The sequence below is a fragment of the Devosia sp. GW821-FHT12F11 genome, from assembly GCF_058806655.1.
Genome location: NZ_JBXAPX010000002.1, coordinates 504431 through 523578 on the forward strand (window position 1 = coordinate 504431; position 19148 = coordinate 523578).

The window sequence follows — 19148 nt, forward strand, 5'->3', positions numbered from 1 at the left end:
TGATCGAGGGAGGGGATTGCCTGTACTCGAGCGCGGGAGCGTTTGGTGACCCGACGGCGACCACTCTATAGCCGGTCACAAAGGCCGCGGAACTTGGCCGGTTCTGCTGGGGTCGGTTCCGCTTGGGTGGGGCGCGATGGTGTCAGCCCGGTCTACCTCGACAGTCCCGAAGACGATACCCAGCTGACATGGCGGTTACGTGCCAGTCGATGGTGGAGCAGGCTCTACCAGCGGCACCAGGGTCCGGTGCTGGTGGGCGCCGGAGCGCTGGTGACGCTTGTGCTGATCGGCGTCTATGACCTCGTCACCCCCGACCCGCAGCGGATCAGCGACTGGCAGTTCATGACTGCGGTCAACAAGGTGGTGGACGAGCGGCCGCGTGGGCCATCGATCGAGTCGGTAGCCTACGCGACGGTGATCAAGTCGGTCGTGCGGGTCGACGGCTACGAGGACAGTACCGACGACCCATCTGCGGCCAAGCCCGAGGGCCAGGCCGAGATCCCTGCCGAAGGCAAGGTGGAAGAGGATTTCCACGAACGCTTCACCGCGGTCGGCACCGGCGTGGTGATCGACGACCAGGGCACCATCCTCACCAATCTGCACGTCGCCGGCGCTGCCAAGAAGCTCCGGGTGCAGTTCTGGGACGGCAGCGAATCCGAGGCGATGATCGTCGGCGCCCGGCCGGAGAGCGATCTCGCCATCATCCGGCCGCTGAACCTGCCCGACGAACTCGAGCCGGCGACGCTGGCAACCAGCGCCGGCCTCAATCCAGGCGACGAAGTGGTGGCAGTCGGCTTCCCGTTCGGCATCGGCCCGTCGGCCTCGGCCGGCGTGGTGTCGGGGCTCGGGCGGGCGCTGGCCGAGGACGGGCAGCCCAAGCTGCAGAACCTCATTCAGTTCGACGCGGCGGCCAACCCGGGCAACTCGGGCGGACCGCTGGTCAATGGCGACGGCGAGGTGGTGGGAATCGTCACCGCCATCCTGAACCCGTCCGGCCTCAGGACCTTTGCCGGTATCGGCTTTGCCGTGCCGATTGAAAACGCCGCCGCGGCGGCAGGAGAAAACCCGCTCTAGTTCACGCAAACCCCGACGGAGAAAATGGTCGACACATCGAAAGACTCCGGCACCGCCGTCGCTTCACTGATGGAGCAGGTGCTGTACGAGGTGAAGAAAGTCGTGGTCGGGCAGGACCATTTCCTCGAGCGGGTGCTGGTGGCGCTGCTCGCCAAGGGGCACCTGCTGGTTGAAGGCGTGCCGGGGTTGGCCAAGACCCTGACGGTCAACACGCTGGCCGACGTGATCCAGGGGAAGTTCAAGCGGGTGCAGTTCACCCCCGACCTGGTGCCGTCGGACCTCGTGGGCACCCGCATCTACAACCAGAAGACCGGCGACTTCTCGACCACGCTCGGTCCGGTGTTCTGCAACCTGCTGCTCGCCGACGAAATCAACCGCGCCCCCGCCAAGGTGCAGAGCGCCCTGCTCGAAGTGATGCAGGAACGTCAGGTCACCATCGCCGGCGAAACGCACAAGGTGCCCAACCCGTTCGTCGTCATGGCGACGCAAAACCCGATCGAGACCGAGGGCACCTATCCACTGCCCGAGGCGCAGGTCGACCGGTTCATGATGAAGGTCCTCGTCGGCTATCCGAGCGAAGAGGAGGAATTCGTCATCGTCTCGCGCGTCACCGGCCTCATGCAGGCGGTGACGCGAGTGGCGACAACCGAACAACTGGTTGCCCTGCAGGCCAAATGCCACAGCCTGTTCGTCGACCCCTCGCTGATCCAGTTCGCGGTCAAGGTGGTGAGCGCCACGCGCAACCCTGCAGCGGCGGGCCTGGGCGACATGCAGCGGTTCCTCACCTATGGCGCGAGCCCACGCGCCTCGATCAACATGATCGAGGCCGGGCGGGCGCTGGCGTTCCTGCGCGGCCGCGAATACGTGCTGCCCGAGGACGTACTCGACGTCACCCCCGACGTGCTGCGGCACAGGATTGTCCTCTCCTACGAGGCGATCTCGGAATCGATCACACCGGACCAGATCATCGGCCAGGTGCTCAAGGCCATTCCCGCACCCGACAAACCCCTGGAGGCGCATGTCCGCATCGCCGCAGCAGGCTGAAAAGCTCCTCGGTCGCCTCGAGTGGACAGTGATCCGCAAGCTCGACGGGTTGCTGCAGGGGGATTATCGCACGCTGTTCCGCGGCTTCGGGCTCGATTTCGCCGACCTGCGCGAATACCAGACCTATGACGACGTCCGGCATATCGACTGGAACGTCACGGCGCGCACTCAGGTGCCGCATGTCAGGATCTACAACGAGGACCGCGACGTCACCGCCTGGTTCCTGCTCGACCTCAGCCCGTCGGTGGACTTCGGCTCGGACCAGGTGACCAAGCGGCAGATGCTCACCGAGTTCGCGGCGGTGCTGACGCGGCTGTTGACCCGGCAGGGCAACAAGGTCGGGGCGATCCTGTTCAACGGGCAATCGGACTATGTGATCCCGCCGCACACGGGGCGGCGGCATGTGCTGCACCTGATCGACAAGGTGCTGGCCAACCCGCGGCTGCTGCGCTCGCCGCAGACCGATCTCAACGCCTTCATCGGCCGGGCGATGTCGGTGATGCGACGCCGCTCGATCTGCTTCGTGGTCTCCGATTTCATCTCGCAGCCGGGCTGGGAGCGCGGGCTGTTCCGGCTCAGCCAGCGGCATGAAGCGGTGGCGGTACGGCTGCTCGACCCGCTCGACATGGCGCTGCCCGATGTCGGCATGCTGCTGTTTCAAGACGCCGAGACCGGCGAGCAACTGTTCGTCGACACGGTGGACAAGGGCTTTCGGCGGCGCTTCGTCGCCGCGGCGGCAGCCAACGAGGAAGCACAGATGGAGGCCTTCGCGGCGGCGGGCCTCGACGTGCTGGAGCTTTCGACTTCGGACGATCTGGTCGATGCGGTGATGCGCTTTGCCAGTATGCGCAAGGTGCAATCGCGGCTGGGCGGTGGCGGCAACCTGCCCGAGATGGCGAGTTTAGCGAACGGGTGATGCGATGACCTTCATCTGGATGGACATGCTCTGGCTGCTGCTCCTGGTGCCGCTGCTGATCGGCGCCTACATCTGGTTGCTGCGGCGCCGGAAGAAGGCGGCGTTGCGCTACGCCAACCTCGCCATCGTCAAGCAGGCGTTGGGCAAGGGCGTCGGCTGGCGCCGGCATGTGCCCCCTGCCCTGCTGCTGGCGGCGCTCACGGTACTGATCGTTGCCGTGGCCCGGCCGGCCGCCGTGGTGGAACTCGCTTCGTCGCGCGCGACGGTGATCCTGTCGATGGATGTGTCGGGCTCGATGCGGGCCCGCGACGTCGAGCCGTCGCGCATCGTCGCGGCGCAGGAGGCGGCCAAGGAGTTCATCCGCAAGCAACCGGCCGATGTGCAGGTCGGCATCGTCGCCTTTGCCTCGGCGGCCGTATTGGTGCAGGCGCCGACCATCGACCGCGAGGCGCTGTACCAGGCGATCAACAGTTTCGATTTGAGGCGCGGCACCGCCGTCGGCTCCGGCGTGCTGGTCGCGCTCGCGACAATCTTCCCGGACCAGAATTTCGACCTCGACGGCAGCGGCAACCAGCGCGACCAGCTTGGGCTGCCAAGCTTCGGCGGCGAACGCCTCGGCGCGGCCGGCGGGGCCGACGGGCTGCTGAGCGGGGCAGCGACCGAGCCGCCGGCCAAGCATATCCCGGTCGAGCCCGGCTCGTATGACAGCGCCGTGGTGATCCTGCTCACCGATGGCGCCACCACCACCGGACCCGATCCGGTGGCCGCGGGGCGGCTGGCTGGCGACTACGGGGTGAAGGTGTTCACCGTCGGGTTCGGCTCGGCCTCGGGCGATGTGGTGGATTTTGGCGGGCGCTCGATGCGGGCGCAGCTCGATGCGACCACACTGCAGGCGATCGCTGATGCCACCGAAGGCGAGTATTACGAGGCGACCAGCGCCGCCGACCTCGCCGGGGTCTACGACTTGCTCTCCACCCGGCTGATCAGCGAAAAGAAGCTGACCGAAATCGCCTTCCTGTTCGCCGGCGTTGGCGCCTTGCTGGCCATGGCCGCCGCCGCGCTGTCGATGCTGTGGTTCGGGCGGATCGCGTAAGGCGCGGCAGCGCTGCCGATGGCCCGGCCGATTGGGTGTCATCGCAGCGAAGGCAGCTGGGCCGGCGCTACAGTCGTTCAGTTGACCGATTAGGGAGCCGTCTCATTAAAGCCGACAACCTCCTGCAACAGCGCTGACGCCAGCCTCAAGCTGGCGCCGGTGCTGACGAGCAGGGCCGGCAGGGTCAGCCATTCCAGCGTCCAGGCAACGCCCGACCGTTCGCTCTCGTGCAGCATCGCGTGGTTAAGCGTCCCGGAGAGACCAGCGGTGTAGTGCGCCAGCGCCACCAGCAATTCGGCCTTTACCGGATTGTTCTTGTGCGACATTGACGACGACGTCCCGCCGGCAGCGAGGGTCACCGCGCCGACCTCACTCTGCGCCATCAGGGCTATATCGGCGCCGATCTTTCCCAGCGATCCGGCGAGCATCGTCACCCGTGCGCCGAGGCCGACCAGCCGATCTCGTACCGTGTGCCAGCACGGCGCGGCGCCGAGGCCGAGGCGGCTCGCCAGCACTTCGGCAACGTGGTCGCCGTGCCCGAAAAAGCTGGACCGATTGCCGATCGGACCGCCGAGCTGGACGACGAGCAGGTCCGGCGACAGTGCGGCAATTGCCGCCCGATGCCGCGCCAGCGCCTCGTCCCACTTGCCGAGCTTGTCGGCTACGGTGAACGGCAACGCAGCCTGCATCCGCGTGTGCGCCATCAGGGTGGTGGCCCCGTGCTGCTCTGCGAGGCTCGCGAGTTGCGTCCTGATCGCGTCGATCCGGCCTTGCAGGACCGGCAGGATGGCGACGAGTTGCAGGACGAGGGCGGTGTCGATCGCGTCCTGGCTGGTGGCGCCCCAATGCAAAGCTGCTTGGCTTGTCGCCGGGAGGGCGGCGCGAAGCTGTGACAGCAGCGCCGGCACCACCACACCGTCCCGTGCCATTCCCGTCAGCAGCCCGGGCCAGTCCGGGGTGAACTGTTCCACGGCGCGCGCAATCTCCTGGGCCGCAACCGCATCGATCAGGCCGGCCTCCGCTTCGGACTGCGCCAATGCAACCTCGAAGCGCAGGATGGCTTCGAGCTGCGCTTCGTCCGACAGCAGCGCCTCGATCTCCGGATCGCCCGCCAATGCCCCGCGTAACTTCGACATCAGACCGCCTCGAGGGCGACGGCAATACCCTGCCCGACGCCGATGCACATGGTCGCGAGGGCCAGCTTGCCCCCGGTGAGCGACAGCTCCAGCGCCGCGGTGCCGGTGATGCGGGCGCCCGACATCCCCAAGGGGTGTCCCAGCGCAATGGCGCCGCCGTTCGGGTTGACGTGCGCGGCCTCCTCGGCAATCCCCAGTTCGCGCAGCACGGCGATGCCCTGACTGGCAAACGCCTCGTTGAGTTCGATGACGTCGAAATCCTGCGGCGTGAGGCCGAGCCGAGCGCAAAGTCGCCTGGTCGCCGGTGCCGGACCGATGCCCATGATGCGCGGCGGTACGCCGGCGGTGGAACCTCCGAGCACCCTTGCGACAGGGGTGAGGCCATACCGGTTCGCGGCCGCCTCGGACGCGAGGATCAGGGCAGCGGCGCCATCATTCAGCCCCGACGCGTTGCCGGCGGTGACGGTGCCGCCGTCGCGGAACGGCGTCGGCAGTCGGGCCAGTGCCTCGAGCGTGGTATCGGCGCGTGGGTGCTCGTCGGTGTCGACGACAATCGGCTCGCCTTTGCGCCTCGCAATGCTGACCGGCACGATTTCCCGCGCCAGCCGGCCACTGGCCTGGGCCGCCACCGCTCGCTGCTGGCTACGCAGGGCGAAGCCATCCTGGTCGGCGCGGCTGACGCCGAAAGCTTCGGCGACGTTCTCGGCGGTTTCGGGCATCGAATCGACGCCGTACTGCGCCTCGAGCACCGGGTTGATGAAGCGCCAGCCCAGCGTGGTGTCGTAAATCTCGGCATGGCGCGAAAACGCGCTCTCGGCCTTGGGCAAGACGAACGGCGCGCGGCTCATCGACTCAACACCACCGGCGATGATGAGTTCGGCCTCGTCGGCCTTGATGGCGCGAGCGGCGGCGATGACCGCGTCCATGCCCGAACCGCAGAGCCGGTTGATGGTGGTGCCGGAAACCCCGACCGGCAGGCCGGCCAGCAGCAGCGCCATGCGGGCGACATTGCGATTGTCCTCGCCGGCCTGGTTGGCGCAGCCGAGGATCACGTCGTCTAAGGCGTCCCAGTCGACGCCGGCATGCTCCGCTATCAGTGCCTTGAGCGGCACGGCACCCAGGTCGTCGGGGCGGACGGAGGCGAGGGCGCCGCCAAAGCGGCCGATCGGGGTGCGGCGGTAGGCGCAGATGAAGGCTTCGGCCATCTCATAGCTCCGGAACGACGAGGTCGCCGACATTGGCGGTAACAAGCAACTCGGCGCCGGTCACCGCCTGTAACTCGTCGATGCTCATCCCGGCCAGCTTCTCGCGCAACACGAAACGCCCAGCTTCGATATCGATGACGGCAAGGCTGCTATAGACCCGCGTGACGCAGCCGACGCCGGTCAGCGGCAGGCTGCAGCGCTTGACCAGCTTGGGCCGGCCATCCTTGGTGACATGGTCAGTGATCACCGCCACGCGCTTGGCTCCATGCACCAGGTCCATCGCGCCACCGACCGCCGGCACCCCCATCGGGCCGGTCGACCAGTTGGCGAGATCGCCGTTCTCGGCCACCTCGTAGGTGCCGAGGATCGCCACGTCGAGATGGCCGCCCCGCACCATGGCAAAGCTGTCGGCGTGGTGGAAAAACGCGGCGCCCGGCCGCAGCGTCACAGCCTTCTTGCCGGCATTGATCAGGTCCCAGTCCTCCTCGCCCTCGGCCGGGCTTTCGCCGAAATTGAGGATGCCGTTCTCGGTGTGGAAGATCGCCTGCCGGCCCGGCGGCTGGAACTTCGCCACCATTTCGGGAAAGCCGATGCCGAGATTGACATAGGCGCCGTCCTCGATGTCCTGCGCTGCCCGCCAGGCGATCTGGGCGTTGGAAAGCTTGCTCATTGGTAGGCTGCTCCGACGCGGATCAGCGCCTCTTCCTGTTGCGGGAAGGGAACGGCGACCACCCGCGTCACGAAAATGCCGGGGGTGATCACCTGTTCGGGGTGGATCTGGCCGGGCGCCACCACCTGGCTTGCCTGGACGATGGTGAGCCTCGCCGCTGCCGCCATCAGGGGCGAGAAGTTCCGCGCCGCCTTGCGGTAGGTGAGGTTACCCATGGTGTCGGCAAGCTCGGCCTTGAGCAGCGCCGCATCGGCCTTCAGCCAGCGCTCCTCGACATACATGCGACCCTCGAACTCTTTGGTCGGTTTGCCTGTCGCGAGGTCGGTGCCGAAACTCGTGGGCGTGTAGAACGCCGGGATGCCGGCGCCACCGGCCCGGATGCGCTCGGCCAGCGTGCCCTGCGGCACCAGCTCCAGCGCGATCTCGCCGGCCAGATACTTCTCGGTGAAGGCGCGCGGGTCGGACGAGCGCGGAAACGAGCAGACCATCTTGCTGACCATCCCGGCATCGATCATTGCGGCGATGCCGATGCGGCCATTGCCGGCATTGTTGTTGATGAGCGTGAGGTTGCCGGGCCTGCCGGTCGCCTTGAAGCGGTCGATCAGGGCGTGGATCAGCTCGATCGGCGCCCCGGCCCCGCCGAAGCCGCCGATCATCAGCGTCATGCCTTCGTCAATGCCGGCAATGGCCGCGGCGAGATCGGGAACCGTCTTGTCCATGGCAAAGGTCCTAGAAGTCGAAGAACACCGTCTCGCCCTCGCCTTGCAGGCGAATGGCAAGATCATAGCGGGGTCGGCCGTCGACCTCCGATCGCCTTGCGATCAGCGTCTGGCGCCGGCGCGGGTCCATGATGCGGCTGAGCACCGGGTCACCCGCATTGGCGGCTGGCTCATCGTCGAAATAGAGCCGCGTCTGCAGCCCCATATTGATGCCGCGCGCGACGATCCACAACGAGACATGCGGCGCCATTGGCTGGCCGTCGGCACCGATGATCCGACCGGGTTTCACCGTATCAAACGCGAACGCCCCTGCTCCGTCGCAGGCCGCGCGCCCCCAGCCGTGCCGATGCACCCCGTCGCTGTCGGCCTGCCAGAGTTCGACGACCGCATCACCGAGCGGCGCACCGGACCCGTCATGAATGGTCGCGGCAATGATGATGCGTGGACCATCGCCGGCGGCGATCGGTCCCGAGCCGAGGTCGGGCCGGTTCGGGCCGCCTATCCCCTCGAGGCTGGGCGTCATTCCGATGTGGACATAGGGGCCGGCCGTCTGCGACGGGCTCTCCTTGAGCGGCGGCAGCTGGTTGAGCATCAGTTGCCCTCCATCCGGTTCTCGAACAGGGTCGAGCGGCGCCCTCGCAGCACGATGTCGAAGCGATAAGCCAGGGCGTCCATCGGCGTGGTGTTGTGCCGGTCCAACCTGGCGATCAACTGCTCCACCGCAGCGCGATCCGGGATCGCCAGCGCAATCGGATCCTGCCAGATCATCGGGTCGCCCTCGAAATACATCTGGGTGATCAGCCGCTGCGCGAAAGCGTGGCCGAACACCGAGAAATGGATATGCGCCGGCCGCCAGTCATTGCCGCCATTCGGCCAGGGGTAGGCGCCCGGCTTGATGGTGCGGAAGTGGTAGTAGCCGTTGTCGTCGGTGATGGCGCGACCGCAGCCACCGAAATTGGGGTCGAGCGCGGCGAGATAGCCCTCGCGCTTGTGCCGGTAGCGGCCGCCGGCATTGGCCTGCCAGAACTCCACGAGCGTTCCGCGCACCGGGCGGGCGTTCTCGTCGAGCACCTGGCCATAAACGATCATCCGCTGCCCGATCGCCTCGCCGCCGTCCTGGCTGAAATTGCGGATCAGGTCGTTGTCGAGCGGCTGGATGATGCCGTGCCCGAAGGTCGGGCCGGTGAGTTCAGATTTCGTTTGCCCCAGCGCCAGCAGCGCCTGTCTGGGCGCCCGCAGCGTCGTGCTCTTGTAACCCGGGGAGTCGGCCGGAGGATGCCAGGTGCGGTCGCGCTGGTAGAGCTGGCCTTCGTCGCCATAGGGTGGGACGGTGCTCATAGCCGCGCCTCCACTTCTCGCTTGGCGATGCGAAACGCCCGGTTGGCAGCCGGCACCCCGGCATAAACCGCCACGTGGAGGAGCGCCTCCTTGATGTCGTCGGGCGTCGCGCCGGTATTGGCGGTGGCCCGCACGTGCATCGCCACCTCCTCGTCGTGGCCGAGCGCGGCGAGCAGCGCGATGGTAATCAGTGAGCGCTCGCGCTTTGTCAGCCCCGGGCGCGACCACACCGAGCCCCAGGCGCCTTCGGTGATGAAGGCCTGGAAATCTGCGTCGAACGGCGTCTTCGCCGCTTCGGCACGGTCGACGTGGGCATCGCCGAGCACGGCGCGGCGGGTCTGCATACCAATGTCGAATGGGTCAGGCATGGCCGACCTCCAGGAGATAATCTCGAATGAGACCGGCCACGCGCTGCGGCTGGTCGATACACGGCAGGTGGCCGGCATCTTCAATCGCCTCAAAGTGCACGGCGCGCAGACGCTCCGCCATGGCGCGCACCAATTCGACCGGGGTCGACTGGTCGGCTGCGCCGGCGAGCACCAGTGTCGGCTGCCTGAGATGGCGGATCTCGGCGGTGAGGTCGGCATCGCGCAGCGCGGCACAGGTGCCGAGATAACCCGTTTTGGGCGAGCGGAGCAGCAGGTTGCGCCAGCCTTCGAGCTCGGCCGCGCGGCCGGCGCGCAGCGCCTCGGGGAACCAGCGCTGCATCACGGCATCGGCGATGGCATCGAGCCCGTCGGCCTCGACCACCGCCATCCGATCCGACCACAGGGCCGCGTCGCCGATCTTGGTGGCCGTATCGCAAAGGACAAGGCCGGCGATCCGCCGGGGATGATCAAGGGCGAAACGCTGGGCGATCAGCCCACCGACGGAAATGCCGACCAGCGCGAAGCGGTCGATCTCGAGTGTGTCGACCAGCTCGCGCAGATCGGCGGCGAGTTCGGCGATGCTGTAGGGACCGGGAGGTACGCTCGACAGGCCGTGCCCCCGCTTGTCGTAGGTAACCAGCCGGTAATCCGGCGCCAGCTCGTCGACCACCGCGTCCCAGATGCGGATGTCGGTACCGAGAGAGTTGCAGAAGACGATCGGCAGGCCGCGTGGCTGGCCGCTGAGCTGAAAGTGGACGGTGCCGAAGCTGGCGGCGGCGAAGGCCATCTCAGGCCGCCAGCCGCGCCAACAGGGCCTTGACCGCAATGGGGTACCCGGCTGCCCCGAACCCGGCCATCACCGACGTCGCGACCATCGACACATAAGAGCGGTGATAGATCGGCTCGCGCCGGTGGATGTTGGAGATGTGGAGTTCGACGATCGGGCCGGGAAACATCTTCAGCGCATCGAGCAGCGCCAGCGAGGTGAAGGTGAAGGCCGCCGGGTTGATCAGGATCGCCGCCCCCTCGTCGATCGCCTCGTGCACCAGCTCGATCAGCTTTTCCTCGCTATTCGTCTGGAAGAAGCGGATCGACCGTTCGCCTGCCGCCTCGCGGCACATCGCCTCCACCTCCGCCAGCGTGGTCGTGCCGTAGATTTCCGGCTCGCGTTTTCCCAGCCGGTTGAGGTTGGGACCGTTGAGGACATAGATCGGCTTCATGGCGACACACTGGGACTGACGTAACCGAACAGCTTGGGCAGCCACAGCACCGTGTCGGGTACGAAGGTGAAAACGAACAGCGCGATGATCAGGCCTACGAGGAACGGCGCCACATCAGCGACCAGCGCCCGCATCGGCGTATTGGCGATACGCGTCATGATGAACAGCAGCAGCCCATAGGGTGGTGTGATCAGCCCGAGCATGATGTTGACCACCACGACGACACCGAAATGCACCATGTCGATGCCGAGCGCCTGGGCCGTGGGGATCAATACCGGTACGATGACGAGGAGGATCGTCGTGCCTTCGAGCACGCAGCCGAGCAAGAGCAACAGGGTATTGACGGCGATGAGGAACATCACCGGATCGAGATCCCAGGCGAGGAGCATGGCGCTGATGGTGCGGGGGATGTTCTCGACCGTGACCACGTAGTTGAACACCAGCGCCCCGGCGATCAGCATGCCGATCGAGGCTGTGGTCTTGGCGCTGCTCAGCACCGACCGATAGAGATCGGGGAGTTTGACCGCGCGGTAGACCACTACCGAGACGATCAGCGCATAGAACGCCGCAACTGCCGCTGCCTCGGTCGGCGTGGTGACGCCGCCATAGATGCCGAACATCAGCACCGCCGGCATCAGCAGTACCGGCAAGGCGTACCAGGTGATGCGCGGCAGCTGGCGCAGCGGCACCGGCTGCTCGACCGGGAAATTCCTGAGCCGCGCCGTGACGGCGACCTGCAGCATCATGACGCCGGCCATCAGCAGGCCAGGCACCACGCCGCCGAGGAACAGGTAACCGATCGAGGTGTCTGCAACGAGCGCGTAGAGCACCATGGGAATGGAGGGTGGGATAATCGGCCCGATGACCGCCGTAGCCGCGGTGAGCGCCGCGGCATAGCTCGGCGTATACTTGCCGTCCTTGGTCATCATGTACTGCATCATCTTGCCCGAACCGGCAGCGTCGGCGATGGCCGAACCGCTCATCCCGGCAAAGACGATCGACTGCAGGATGTTCACCTGCGCGAGGCCACCGCGGAACCGTCCGACCACGGCATTGCACCAGTTGAGCAGCCGCTCGCTGAGCGAGCCCGAGTTCATGATCTCGGCGGCGAGAATGAACAGCGGCACCGCCAGCATGATGTAGTTGGTGTACATGCCGTTGAGCAGCTGCTCGGCGGCGATGCCCATGTCCTGCCCGCGCATCAGCAGGTAGAGGATCGAGCCGGTGATCATCGAGGCGCCCATCGGCAGGCCCATGAACGCGAGCGCCGTGATGAGCCCGAGCGACAGGGCGAAGGCAAGCGACATCAGATCCCCGACTTGATTTTGGTGACGTCGATTTCGGCGCCCGGCTTGCCCCAGATCGCCTGGTAGCCCAGCCAGAGCTGGCGCACGATCATGGCGATCGCGAACAGGCCGTAGATCGAATAGAGCCAGTCGAAACGGATCTTGAGGTAGGCGGTTTTCTCCACCTTCATGAAGCCGATGTAGTCGAGGACTGCCGGCAGCGAGATGGCAAAGAAGAACACCACCGTCACAGCGCAGATCACCACCATGGCGCGACGGGTACGCTCGCTGACCGTCGAATAGAGCAGATCGAAGCGGATCTCCTCATGGTCGCGCACCACGAAGGCGGTGCCGAACAGCACCAGCCATACCCACATGATGACGCTGATCTCGTGGGTCCAGCCGATGGGGAAGTTCAGCAGGTAGCGGAAGATGATCTGCACGATGAAGACCGCGAACATCGTGGCCAGCATTGCTGCGAGCAGGTTCTCCGCGCGTGCATGCAGCCAGGCGCCGATCCGCGTGAGTGAAGCCATCTGCCGCTCCGGACAAAAGAATGGGCAGCGCCAAGAGGCGCCACCCATGTAAAGCACTAGAGCGCGTTGATCTTGTCGAGCGCCCCCTCGGGCCAGCTCTTGGCGAGCTCGGACTCAAGGTAGAGCTTCTGTGTGTTGGCGCGGAAGGCGTCGACATCGGGCGCATAGATCTTGAGTCCGTCGGTCTCGAACTTCTTCAAGAGCTCGGCCTCGCGCTCGACGTGCTTGGCCTGGCTGAAATCGATCGCCGCGGTGGCTGCCGCCTGCAACGCTTCCTGGTCGGCCGGCGCGAGCTTGTCCCAGGCCGCCTTCGAGATGACCAGCAGGTCGTAGCCGACGAGGTGGGAGGTGAGCACGATCTGCTTCATCACTTCGTAGAACTTCATGTTCTCGACATTGGGCAGTGGATTGTCCTGCCCGTCGATCGCCCCGGTCTGCAGGCCCGTATAGACCTCGGCATAGGCCATCGGCGTCGGATTGGCGCCGAGCGCCGTGCCGAGGAACTGCCAGGCATCGCCACCCGGCATGCGCAGCTTCACGCCGGCCATGTCTGCCGGGGTCTTGATTTCCTTGTCGATGCGCAGGCCCACCTGCCGGATGCCGAAATAGGTCGGCCCGAGGATGCGGATACCGAGCTGGTCTTCCGCCATCTTCTTGAACTCGGCACCCACTTCGCTGTCGAAGAACTTGCGCAGGTGCTCGGCGTCGCGAAACAGGTAGCCCGAGGTGAGCAGCGACCAGGCCGGGATCTGGTTGGAGACGTCCTGCGGCGCAATATTGCCCATTTCGAGGTTGCCACGCTGCAGCGCTACCAGCTCGGTGCCCTGCTTGAACAGGTTGCCGCCATAATAGGGCTCGAGCGTCGAGAAGCCGGCCACGCCCTCGCCGAACTGCTTCATCATTTCGGCGCGGATATCCTGCTCCGAGAACACTGCCGAAAAGCGCAGCACCGGCTTGTCCTGTGCCAGCACCGGCGTCATCACCGTGGCTGCCAGCAGCGCGACAGCGCCGAACAGGGTCGCTCGCCGTTGAATACGGAAAGTCATGTCCATCCTCCACTTGGGAACCTGTCGGCCCCGCTGCCCGCGTCGCGGGCAATCCCTCGATCAGCCCGCTTGAACGGGCACTCCCTCGCCTTCCGGATCTTCCTGCCCATCCAGCTTAAGTCACTTTGTACGAAATGGTTCGTACATGTCAATCGACGGCATGGTCTGTCGGTCCTGCCGCCTTCCGAGCGGACACTGAACCTGCGCCTTGCCATTCGTCAATATCCATTTTATCGGATGATCGTGATATCATCCGATATCGAGAGGTGGGTATGGACGACGCGGTTGCGGTGGACAGCATTGGCGAGGTGACCTTCCGGACCATCCGGAGCGACATCATCCACGGCGTGCTGCGCCCGGGCGACAAGCTGACGCTCGACCGGCTGAGACAGCACTACGAAGTCAGCGTCGGCACGCTGCGCGAAGTGCTGACGCGGCTGGCCAGCGAAGCTTTCGTCGTCGCCGAGGGCCAGAAAGGCTTTGCCGTCGCACCGGCCTCGGAAGCCGACCTGCGTGAACTGGGTGCCCTGCGCCTGCTGCTCGAGGACCACGCCCTGGCGCTCTCACTCGCCACTGGCGATCTCGAATGGGAGGGGCGTGTCGTTGCGGCGCACCACAAGCTGGCGGCGATTGAAAAGCGGCTGCTCGCCGGCGAGAGCAACCGCACCCCCGAATGGATCCGCTACGATCGCAGCTTCCACGAACAGCTGATCTCGGCCTGCGGCTCCCGCTCGCTGATGGCGATGCACACCTCGGTGTTCGATCGCTTCGTGCGTTACCACATGCTGGCCGGCAGCTTCCGCGGCAAGCCGGTTGCCGACGATCACCTCGCTTTGCTCGAAGCCGCCCTTGCCCGCGACGGCAAGACCGCGCAGCGGCTGCTCGACGCGCATGTCAACAAAGGCATCGAGCATGTGGTGAGGAGCGGCGCGATCGGCCGGTAGGTCACCTCGACGATCAGGCCGGGGCGCGGAAATGCGCCATCATCGCTGCGCGGTCGGGCGCCACCCCCGTGAACAACTCGAAGGCTTTCACCGCCTGGTAGACCGCCATGCCGGTGCCTTCAAGGGTGCGGCAACCCAGCCGGCGCGCCGCCTGCAGCAGCGCCGTATCGGCCGGGAAGTAGATGATCTCGGCGACCCAGTGCGAGGCGCGCAGCAGTTCGCCTGGAAACGCCAGCCCCGGGTACTTGGCCATTCCCACCGGCGTGGTGTTGACCACTCCGCTGGCGCCCGCAAGCGCCAGCGCCGGATCGTCCGTTGCGTCGACCTCAGCGCCGAAGCGCTCGCCCAGCCGTTCGGCGAGGCCCCTGGCGCGACCGAGCTCTGTCTCGCACAGCGTCAATTTGCGCCCGCCCAGCGACAGCAACGCGTGCCCGACCGCCGCGCCGGCGCCCCCCGCCCCGAACTGCACTATGGCCTCCATCGACGCGCCAGCGAGCCCCTCGCGAAAACTCTCGGCAAAGCCCCAGCTGTCGGTGTTGTGGCCGGTGCGGCGGCCGGCCTCAAGCACCACGGTGTTCACCGCGCCGATCGCCGCGGCCTCCGGGGCAAGGTCGTCGAGCAGCGGCAGCACGGCCTGCTTGAACGGGTGGGTGACGTTGAGGCCGGCAAAGCCCAACGCCTCGGCCACATCGATCATCGCCCCGAGATCATGATCGGCCAGCCCCAGCGTGTCGAAGTCGATCAGCACATAGGTGTAGCCGAGCCCGATGCGCCGGCCTTCGAGCTCGTGCATACGGGGCGTCTTCGAGGCCTGGATGCCGCGCCCCAGCAGCCCGACGACGAATTGGCGACCACCCGCCGATTGTGCCTTGCGGCGCGTCGCGACCAGGTCGCCCAGTTGCCTCCGGGCCTCGTCGACAACGGCTGAAATCAACTTCGTCTCCACCAGCCGCCCGGGGCGCCGCCGCCCGGATCGGACGTCACACCCTTGTCATTCGGCCTGCCCCACCGATAATGGTCTGGCTACGTACGCGCAGTGATGTACGAACTGGTTAGTTTAGTCAATCTCTCCGTCGGGAGGGACGGAGGAACGGCTTACATGGCGCCCAAGGCCGCAAAACCCGAGGCTCAGAGCGGGGTTCGCACCCAGGACCCCGAGGGGACGCGGCACAACATCATCGAAGTCGCCTCGGAGGAGTTCGCCCTCAATGGCCTGTCGGGCGCCCGAATCGACGAGATCGCGGCGCGCACCCGTTCGTCCAAGCGGATGATCTACTATTACTTCGGCGACAAGGAAGGCCTCTATCTGGCCGTGCTGGAGAACGCCTACCGCAAGGTTCGCGAGGGCGAGGCAAAGCTCGACATTGGCGGGCTGTCGCCCCTCGATGCGCTGCGCCGGCTGGTGGAATTCACCTTCGAGCATCACCACAAGCATGAGGATTTCATCCGCATGGTGATGATCGAGAACATCCACCATGCCGAGTACCTGGAGAAATCCAAGGTCATCCGGCAGCTCAACGTCACCGCCATCGGCACCATCGAGACGCTCTACGAGCGTGGCGTGGCGGAAGGACTGTTCCGGCCCGGGCTCGACCCGATGGAACTGCACTGGCAGATCAGCGCCCTGTGCTTTTTCAACGTGTCCAACCGGGCCACCTTTTCGAAGCTGTTCGGCCGCGACCTGAGCGCACCCAAGGCCCAGGCCGCATTGAAGCGCAACTCGGTCGACATGGTGCTGCGCTACATCGTTCGGCCGGAGAAACTGCCCACCGAATAGGGCGGCCAGCGGCAACTTGACCGCAACCCGATCAGTCTCTACCGATTATGTACGAACTAGTTCGTTTATTGGAGGAGACGATGCGGACCTCGATTGCCACGGTCTCGATCAGTGGCGAACTCCCCGACAAGCTGGCCGCCATCGCGGCTGCCGGCTTTGACGGGGTCGAGATCTTCGAGAACGACTTCCTCGCCTTCGATGGCAGCCCGGCCGATGTCGGCCGGATGGTGCGCGACCACGGCCTCGAGATCAGCCTGTTCCAGCCGTTCCGCGACTTCGAGGGTATGCCGACATCGCACCGGCAGCGCACCTTCGATCGCGCCGAGCGCAAGTTCGACATCATGCAGCAACTGGGCACCGACCTGCTGCTCGTCTGTTCCAACGTCTCGACCCTGGCGCTGGGCGGCATCGACCGGGCGGCCGACGACTTTCATGAGCTGGGGGAACGTGCCAGCAGGCGCGGGCTGCGTGTCGGTTATGAGGCGCTGGCGTGGGGCAAGCACATCAACGACCACCGCGATGCCTGGGAAATCGTGCGGCGAGCCAACCATCCCAATATCGGCCTCGTGCTCGACAGCTTCCACAGCCTCGCCCGCCGCATCGAGATCAACTCGATCCGCTCGATCCCCAAGGAAAAGCTGTTCATCGTGCAGCTGGCCGATGCGCCGCTGATCGACATGGATCTGCTGTACTGGAGCCGCCACTTCCGCAACATGCCCGGCGAAGGCGACCTGCCGGTGGCCGAATTCACCGCGGCGGTGGTCGATACCGGCTATGACGGCTACTTCTCGCTGGAGATCTTCAACGATCAGTTTCGCGGCGGTTCTGCGCGATCGATCGCCGCCGACGGTCACCGCTCGCTCATCTATCTCGGCGATCGCGTCCGCCGCTCGACCGGGTCGGAGACGTTGCAGCTCGCGCCGATTCCCGACCGCATCGAGGTCAACGGAATCGCTTTTGTCGAGTTTTCAGCCGATGCGGCCGATGCCCTCAACCTTGGCGCCCTGCTGACCACGCTGGGCTTCACCAGGATCGCCGAGCACCGCTCCAAGCAGGTGACCCTCTACCAGCAGGGCGAGATCCGGATCATCATAAATACCGAGGGTTCCGGCTATGCGCATACCGCCTTCACGTTGCAGGGAACGTCGGCCTATGCACTGGCCCTCATCGTCGACGACGCCGGCGCGGCTATGGCGCGGGCGCTTGCCCTGGGCGCCGAGCAATTCCAGCAAGCCGTGGCGCCAGATGAACTCGAGATCCCGGCCATCCGCGGCATCGGCGGAAGCCTGCTCTATCTCGTCGATGGCACCAGTAAGCTCGGCCGGTTTCAGCAGATCGATTTCGAACCAGCCGGTCTCGATTTCGAGGAACTGCCGCGCGTGGCCGGCCTCAACAGCATCGACCACCTGGCGCAAACCGTTCCCTATGACCAGATGCCGACCTGGCTGCTGTTCTACACCTCGATCTTTCTGGCCGACAAAACCCCGATGGTGGATATCGTCGACCCCTCGGGGGTGGTCCGCAGCCAGGTGATCGAGAACAGCTCCGGGGCGCTCCGCATCACCATGAACGGCGCCGAGAACAGTGCGACCCTCGCGGGCCACTTCCTCGCCGACAAGCTCGGGTCGGCCGTGCAGCACATCGCCTTCGCAACGAGCGACATCTTCGCCAGCGCCGCCGCCCTCGACAGCAACGGCTTCCGCTCGCTGCAGATCTCGCCGAACTACTACGACGACGTGGAAGCCCGGTTCGGCCTCGAGCCCGAGTTCACCGACCGACTACGAAAACACAACATCCTCTACGACCGTGACGAGTGGGGCGAGTACCTGCAACTCTACAGCACCACCTTCGGGCAGGGATTTTTCTTCGAAGTGGTGGAGCGCCGTGGCTACCGCGGCTACGGCGCCGCCAACGCCATTTTCCGGATCGCGGCGCTGAAGACGGCTATCCGGCGGCTTGCCAGCTAAGGCGGCCGGGTCATCGCGCCGCGCCAGTCCGTTGCCCTCAGCACCGGAGCTCCCAAGCGTTCTCACCGGCCCCTCCCCCGCAACCGGCGACATTGTGGCGCTTGCGTGTCGATTTAAATCTGATAACTACACTCATGTTTTAAACGGACGGCAGGCGGTCGGGGTGACCAGGGTGCGACTTGAGGATCCAGAGGACATGACGGCGCTGCCGGAGACGGCGGCCAAGGCCGATGCTCAGGTCGGCGTGCCGAGCTTCACCACCGAGGAACTGTTCGGCGGCGCCACCGAAATCGGCATTGCGCACCAGGGCCTCACCTACCGGCTGCGGATCACGCGGCAGGGCAAACTCGTCCTCAACAAATAGGAGCGCCCATGCGCCTCACCCATGCATTGCTGATGGCGACGCTGTGCGCCACGCCGGCCCTGGCCCAGGACGCTCCACCAGCCCCTCGCCTGGCGCTCGAACTGAACGCGCTGACCCCGAGCGAAACCGGCTGCCGCGTCACCTTCCTCGCGACCAACACGCTCGGCACCGAGCTCACCCGCTCGGCCTTCGAAATTGCGCTGTTCGGCGCCGGCGGCGGTATCGAGCGGCTGGTGTCTCTGGATTTCAAGGCGATGCCGGAGGGCAAGACCCGGGTGCTGCAGTTCGATATCGGCGAGCTCGGCTGCGACAAGGTGAGCCGGGTGCTGATCAATGACGTGGTGGCCTGCGAGGGCACGGGGCTCGATCCCAAGGTCTGCCTCGCTGGCCTCAGCACCGCGTCGCGCCTCGACGGCGTGGAGTTCGGCATCTGATGGAAACGGTG

General features: G+C 65.8%; 22 protein-coding genes. 9 read left to right on the forward strand and 13 right to left on the reverse strand.

Annotated features, from left to right (window positions below; translation table 11 throughout):
- Positions 1 to 93: 93 nt before the first annotated feature.
- From AC1ROK_RS08030 to AC1ROK_RS08045, 4 genes are read left to right on the forward strand one after another with little or no spacing between them, the layout of a single operon-like run.
- Complete coding sequence (locus AC1ROK_RS08030; RefSeq protein ID WP_492845589.1) at positions 94 to 1074, forward strand: S1C family serine protease; 981 nt, start codon at positions 94 to 96, stop codon at positions 1072 to 1074.
- 24 nt (positions 1075 to 1098) lie between these two features.
- Positions 1099 to 2118, forward strand: coding sequence for an AAA family ATPase (locus tag AC1ROK_RS08035; protein ID WP_492845591.1), 1020 nt, complete (start codon positions 1099 to 1101; stop codon positions 2116 to 2118).
- Positions 2093 to 3034, forward strand: coding sequence for a DUF58 domain-containing protein (locus AC1ROK_RS08040; RefSeq protein ID WP_492845593.1), 942 nt, complete (start codon positions 2093 to 2095; stop codon positions 3032 to 3034). The genes AC1ROK_RS08035 and AC1ROK_RS08040 overlap by 26 nt, the downstream gene beginning before the upstream one ends.
- Before the next feature lie 4 nt (positions 3035 to 3038).
- On the forward strand, positions 3039 to 4127 hold the full coding sequence (locus tag AC1ROK_RS08045) for a VWA domain-containing protein (protein ID WP_492845595.1): 1089 nt from the start codon (positions 3039 to 3041) through the stop codon (positions 4125 to 4127).
- A gap of 89 nt (positions 4128 to 4216) precedes the next feature.
- Here AC1ROK_RS08045 and AC1ROK_RS08050 read toward each other — a convergent pair whose 3' ends face one another.
- From AC1ROK_RS08050 to dctP, 12 genes are read right to left on the reverse strand one after another with little or no spacing between them, the layout of a single operon-like run.
- Positions 4217 to 5263, reverse strand: a complete 1047-nt coding sequence (locus AC1ROK_RS08050; protein ID WP_492845597.1) for a 3-carboxy-cis,cis-muconate cycloisomerase — start codon at positions 5261 to 5263, stop codon at positions 4217 to 4219.
- Entirely contained in the window at positions 5263 to 6468 is a 1206-nt protein-coding gene (gene pcaF, locus AC1ROK_RS08055) for a 3-oxoadipyl-CoA thiolase (RefSeq protein WP_492845599.1), read from the reverse strand. The genes AC1ROK_RS08050 and pcaF overlap by 1 nt, the downstream gene beginning before the upstream one ends.
- Before the next feature lies 1 nt (position 6469).
- Positions 6470 to 7138 (reverse strand): 3-oxoacid CoA-transferase subunit B, encoded by a 669-nt coding sequence (locus AC1ROK_RS08060; protein WP_492845601.1) that lies wholly within the window; start codon positions 7136 to 7138, stop codon positions 6470 to 6472.
- A complete protein-coding gene (locus AC1ROK_RS08065) occupies positions 7135 to 7857 on the reverse strand; it encodes a 3-oxoacid CoA-transferase subunit A (protein WP_492845603.1) in 723 nt (240 codons plus the stop codon). The genes AC1ROK_RS08060 and AC1ROK_RS08065 overlap by 4 nt, the downstream gene beginning before the upstream one ends.
- A gap of 10 nt (positions 7858 to 7867) precedes the next feature.
- Entirely contained in the window at positions 7868 to 8449 is a 582-nt protein-coding gene (gene pcaG / locus AC1ROK_RS08070; RefSeq protein ID WP_492845605.1) for a protocatechuate 3,4-dioxygenase subunit alpha, read from the reverse strand.
- Positions 8449 to 9195, reverse strand: a complete 747-nt coding sequence (gene pcaH / locus AC1ROK_RS08075) for a protocatechuate 3,4-dioxygenase subunit beta (RefSeq protein WP_492845607.1) — start codon at positions 9193 to 9195, stop codon at positions 8449 to 8451. Before pcaH ends, pcaG begins: the two co-directional genes overlap by 1 nt.
- A complete protein-coding gene (gene pcaC, locus AC1ROK_RS08080) occupies positions 9192 to 9563 on the reverse strand; it encodes a 4-carboxymuconolactone decarboxylase (RefSeq protein ID WP_492845609.1) in 372 nt (123 codons plus the stop codon). Before pcaC ends, pcaH begins: the two co-directional genes overlap by 4 nt.
- Entirely contained in the window at positions 9556 to 10350 is a 795-nt protein-coding gene (pcaD, locus tag AC1ROK_RS08085) for a 3-oxoadipate enol-lactonase (protein WP_492845611.1), read from the reverse strand. Before pcaD ends, pcaC begins: the two co-directional genes overlap by 8 nt.
- 1 nt (position 10351) lies before the next feature.
- Positions 10352 to 10783, reverse strand: a complete 432-nt coding sequence (locus AC1ROK_RS08090) for a type II 3-dehydroquinate dehydratase (protein WP_492845613.1) — start codon at positions 10781 to 10783, stop codon at positions 10352 to 10354.
- Positions 10780 to 12090, reverse strand: coding sequence for a TRAP transporter large permease (locus AC1ROK_RS08095; RefSeq protein ID WP_492845615.1), 1311 nt, complete (start codon positions 12088 to 12090; stop codon positions 10780 to 10782). The genes AC1ROK_RS08090 and AC1ROK_RS08095 overlap by 4 nt, the downstream gene beginning before the upstream one ends.
- Positions 12090 to 12605, reverse strand: a complete 516-nt coding sequence (locus AC1ROK_RS08100) for a TRAP transporter small permease (protein ID WP_492845617.1) — start codon at positions 12603 to 12605, stop codon at positions 12090 to 12092. The genes AC1ROK_RS08095 and AC1ROK_RS08100 overlap by 1 nt, the downstream gene beginning before the upstream one ends.
- 56 nt (positions 12606 to 12661) lie before the next feature.
- On the reverse strand, positions 12662 to 13651 hold the full coding sequence (dctP, locus tag AC1ROK_RS08105) for a TRAP transporter substrate-binding protein DctP (protein WP_492845619.1): 990 nt from the start codon (positions 13649 to 13651) through the stop codon (positions 12662 to 12664).
- A gap of 272 nt (positions 13652 to 13923) precedes the next feature.
- On the opposite strand from dctP, the gene AC1ROK_RS08110 reads away from it, so the two are divergent.
- Complete coding sequence (locus tag AC1ROK_RS08110; protein WP_492845621.1) at positions 13924 to 14595, forward strand: GntR family transcriptional regulator; 672 nt, start codon at positions 13924 to 13926, stop codon at positions 14593 to 14595.
- A 13-nt stretch (positions 14596 to 14608) separates the two neighbouring features.
- Here AC1ROK_RS08110 and AC1ROK_RS08115 read toward each other — a convergent pair whose 3' ends face one another.
- On the reverse strand, positions 14609 to 15484 hold the full coding sequence (locus AC1ROK_RS08115) for a shikimate dehydrogenase (protein WP_492846377.1): 876 nt from the start codon (positions 15482 to 15484) through the stop codon (positions 14609 to 14611).
- Between the two features lie 210 nt (positions 15485 to 15694).
- Between AC1ROK_RS08115 and AC1ROK_RS08120 the strand changes: the two genes are divergently transcribed.
- From AC1ROK_RS08120 to AC1ROK_RS08135, 4 genes are all read left to right on the forward strand, one after another.
- Positions 15695 to 16372, forward strand: coding sequence for a TetR/AcrR family transcriptional regulator (locus tag AC1ROK_RS08120; RefSeq protein ID WP_492845623.1), 678 nt, complete (start codon positions 15695 to 15697; stop codon positions 16370 to 16372).
- 80 nt (positions 16373 to 16452) lie between these two features.
- Entirely contained in the window at positions 16453 to 18339 is a 1887-nt protein-coding gene (locus AC1ROK_RS08125; RefSeq protein WP_492845625.1) for a bifunctional sugar phosphate isomerase/epimerase/4-hydroxyphenylpyruvate dioxygenase family protein, read from the forward strand.
- Positions 18340 to 18535: 196 nt separating this feature from the next.
- Entirely contained in the window at positions 18536 to 18703 is a 168-nt protein-coding gene (gene hemP, locus AC1ROK_RS08130) for a hemin uptake protein HemP (RefSeq protein ID WP_492845627.1), read from the forward strand.
- Positions 18704 to 18711: 8 nt separating this feature from the next.
- Positions 18712 to 19137 carry a hypothetical protein gene (locus AC1ROK_RS08135; RefSeq protein WP_492845628.1) on the forward strand — a complete coding sequence of 142 codons (426 nt, stop codon included), beginning with the start codon at positions 18712 to 18714 and terminating at the stop codon, positions 19135 to 19137.
- The last annotated feature ends 11 nt before the right edge of the window (positions 19138 to 19148 follow it).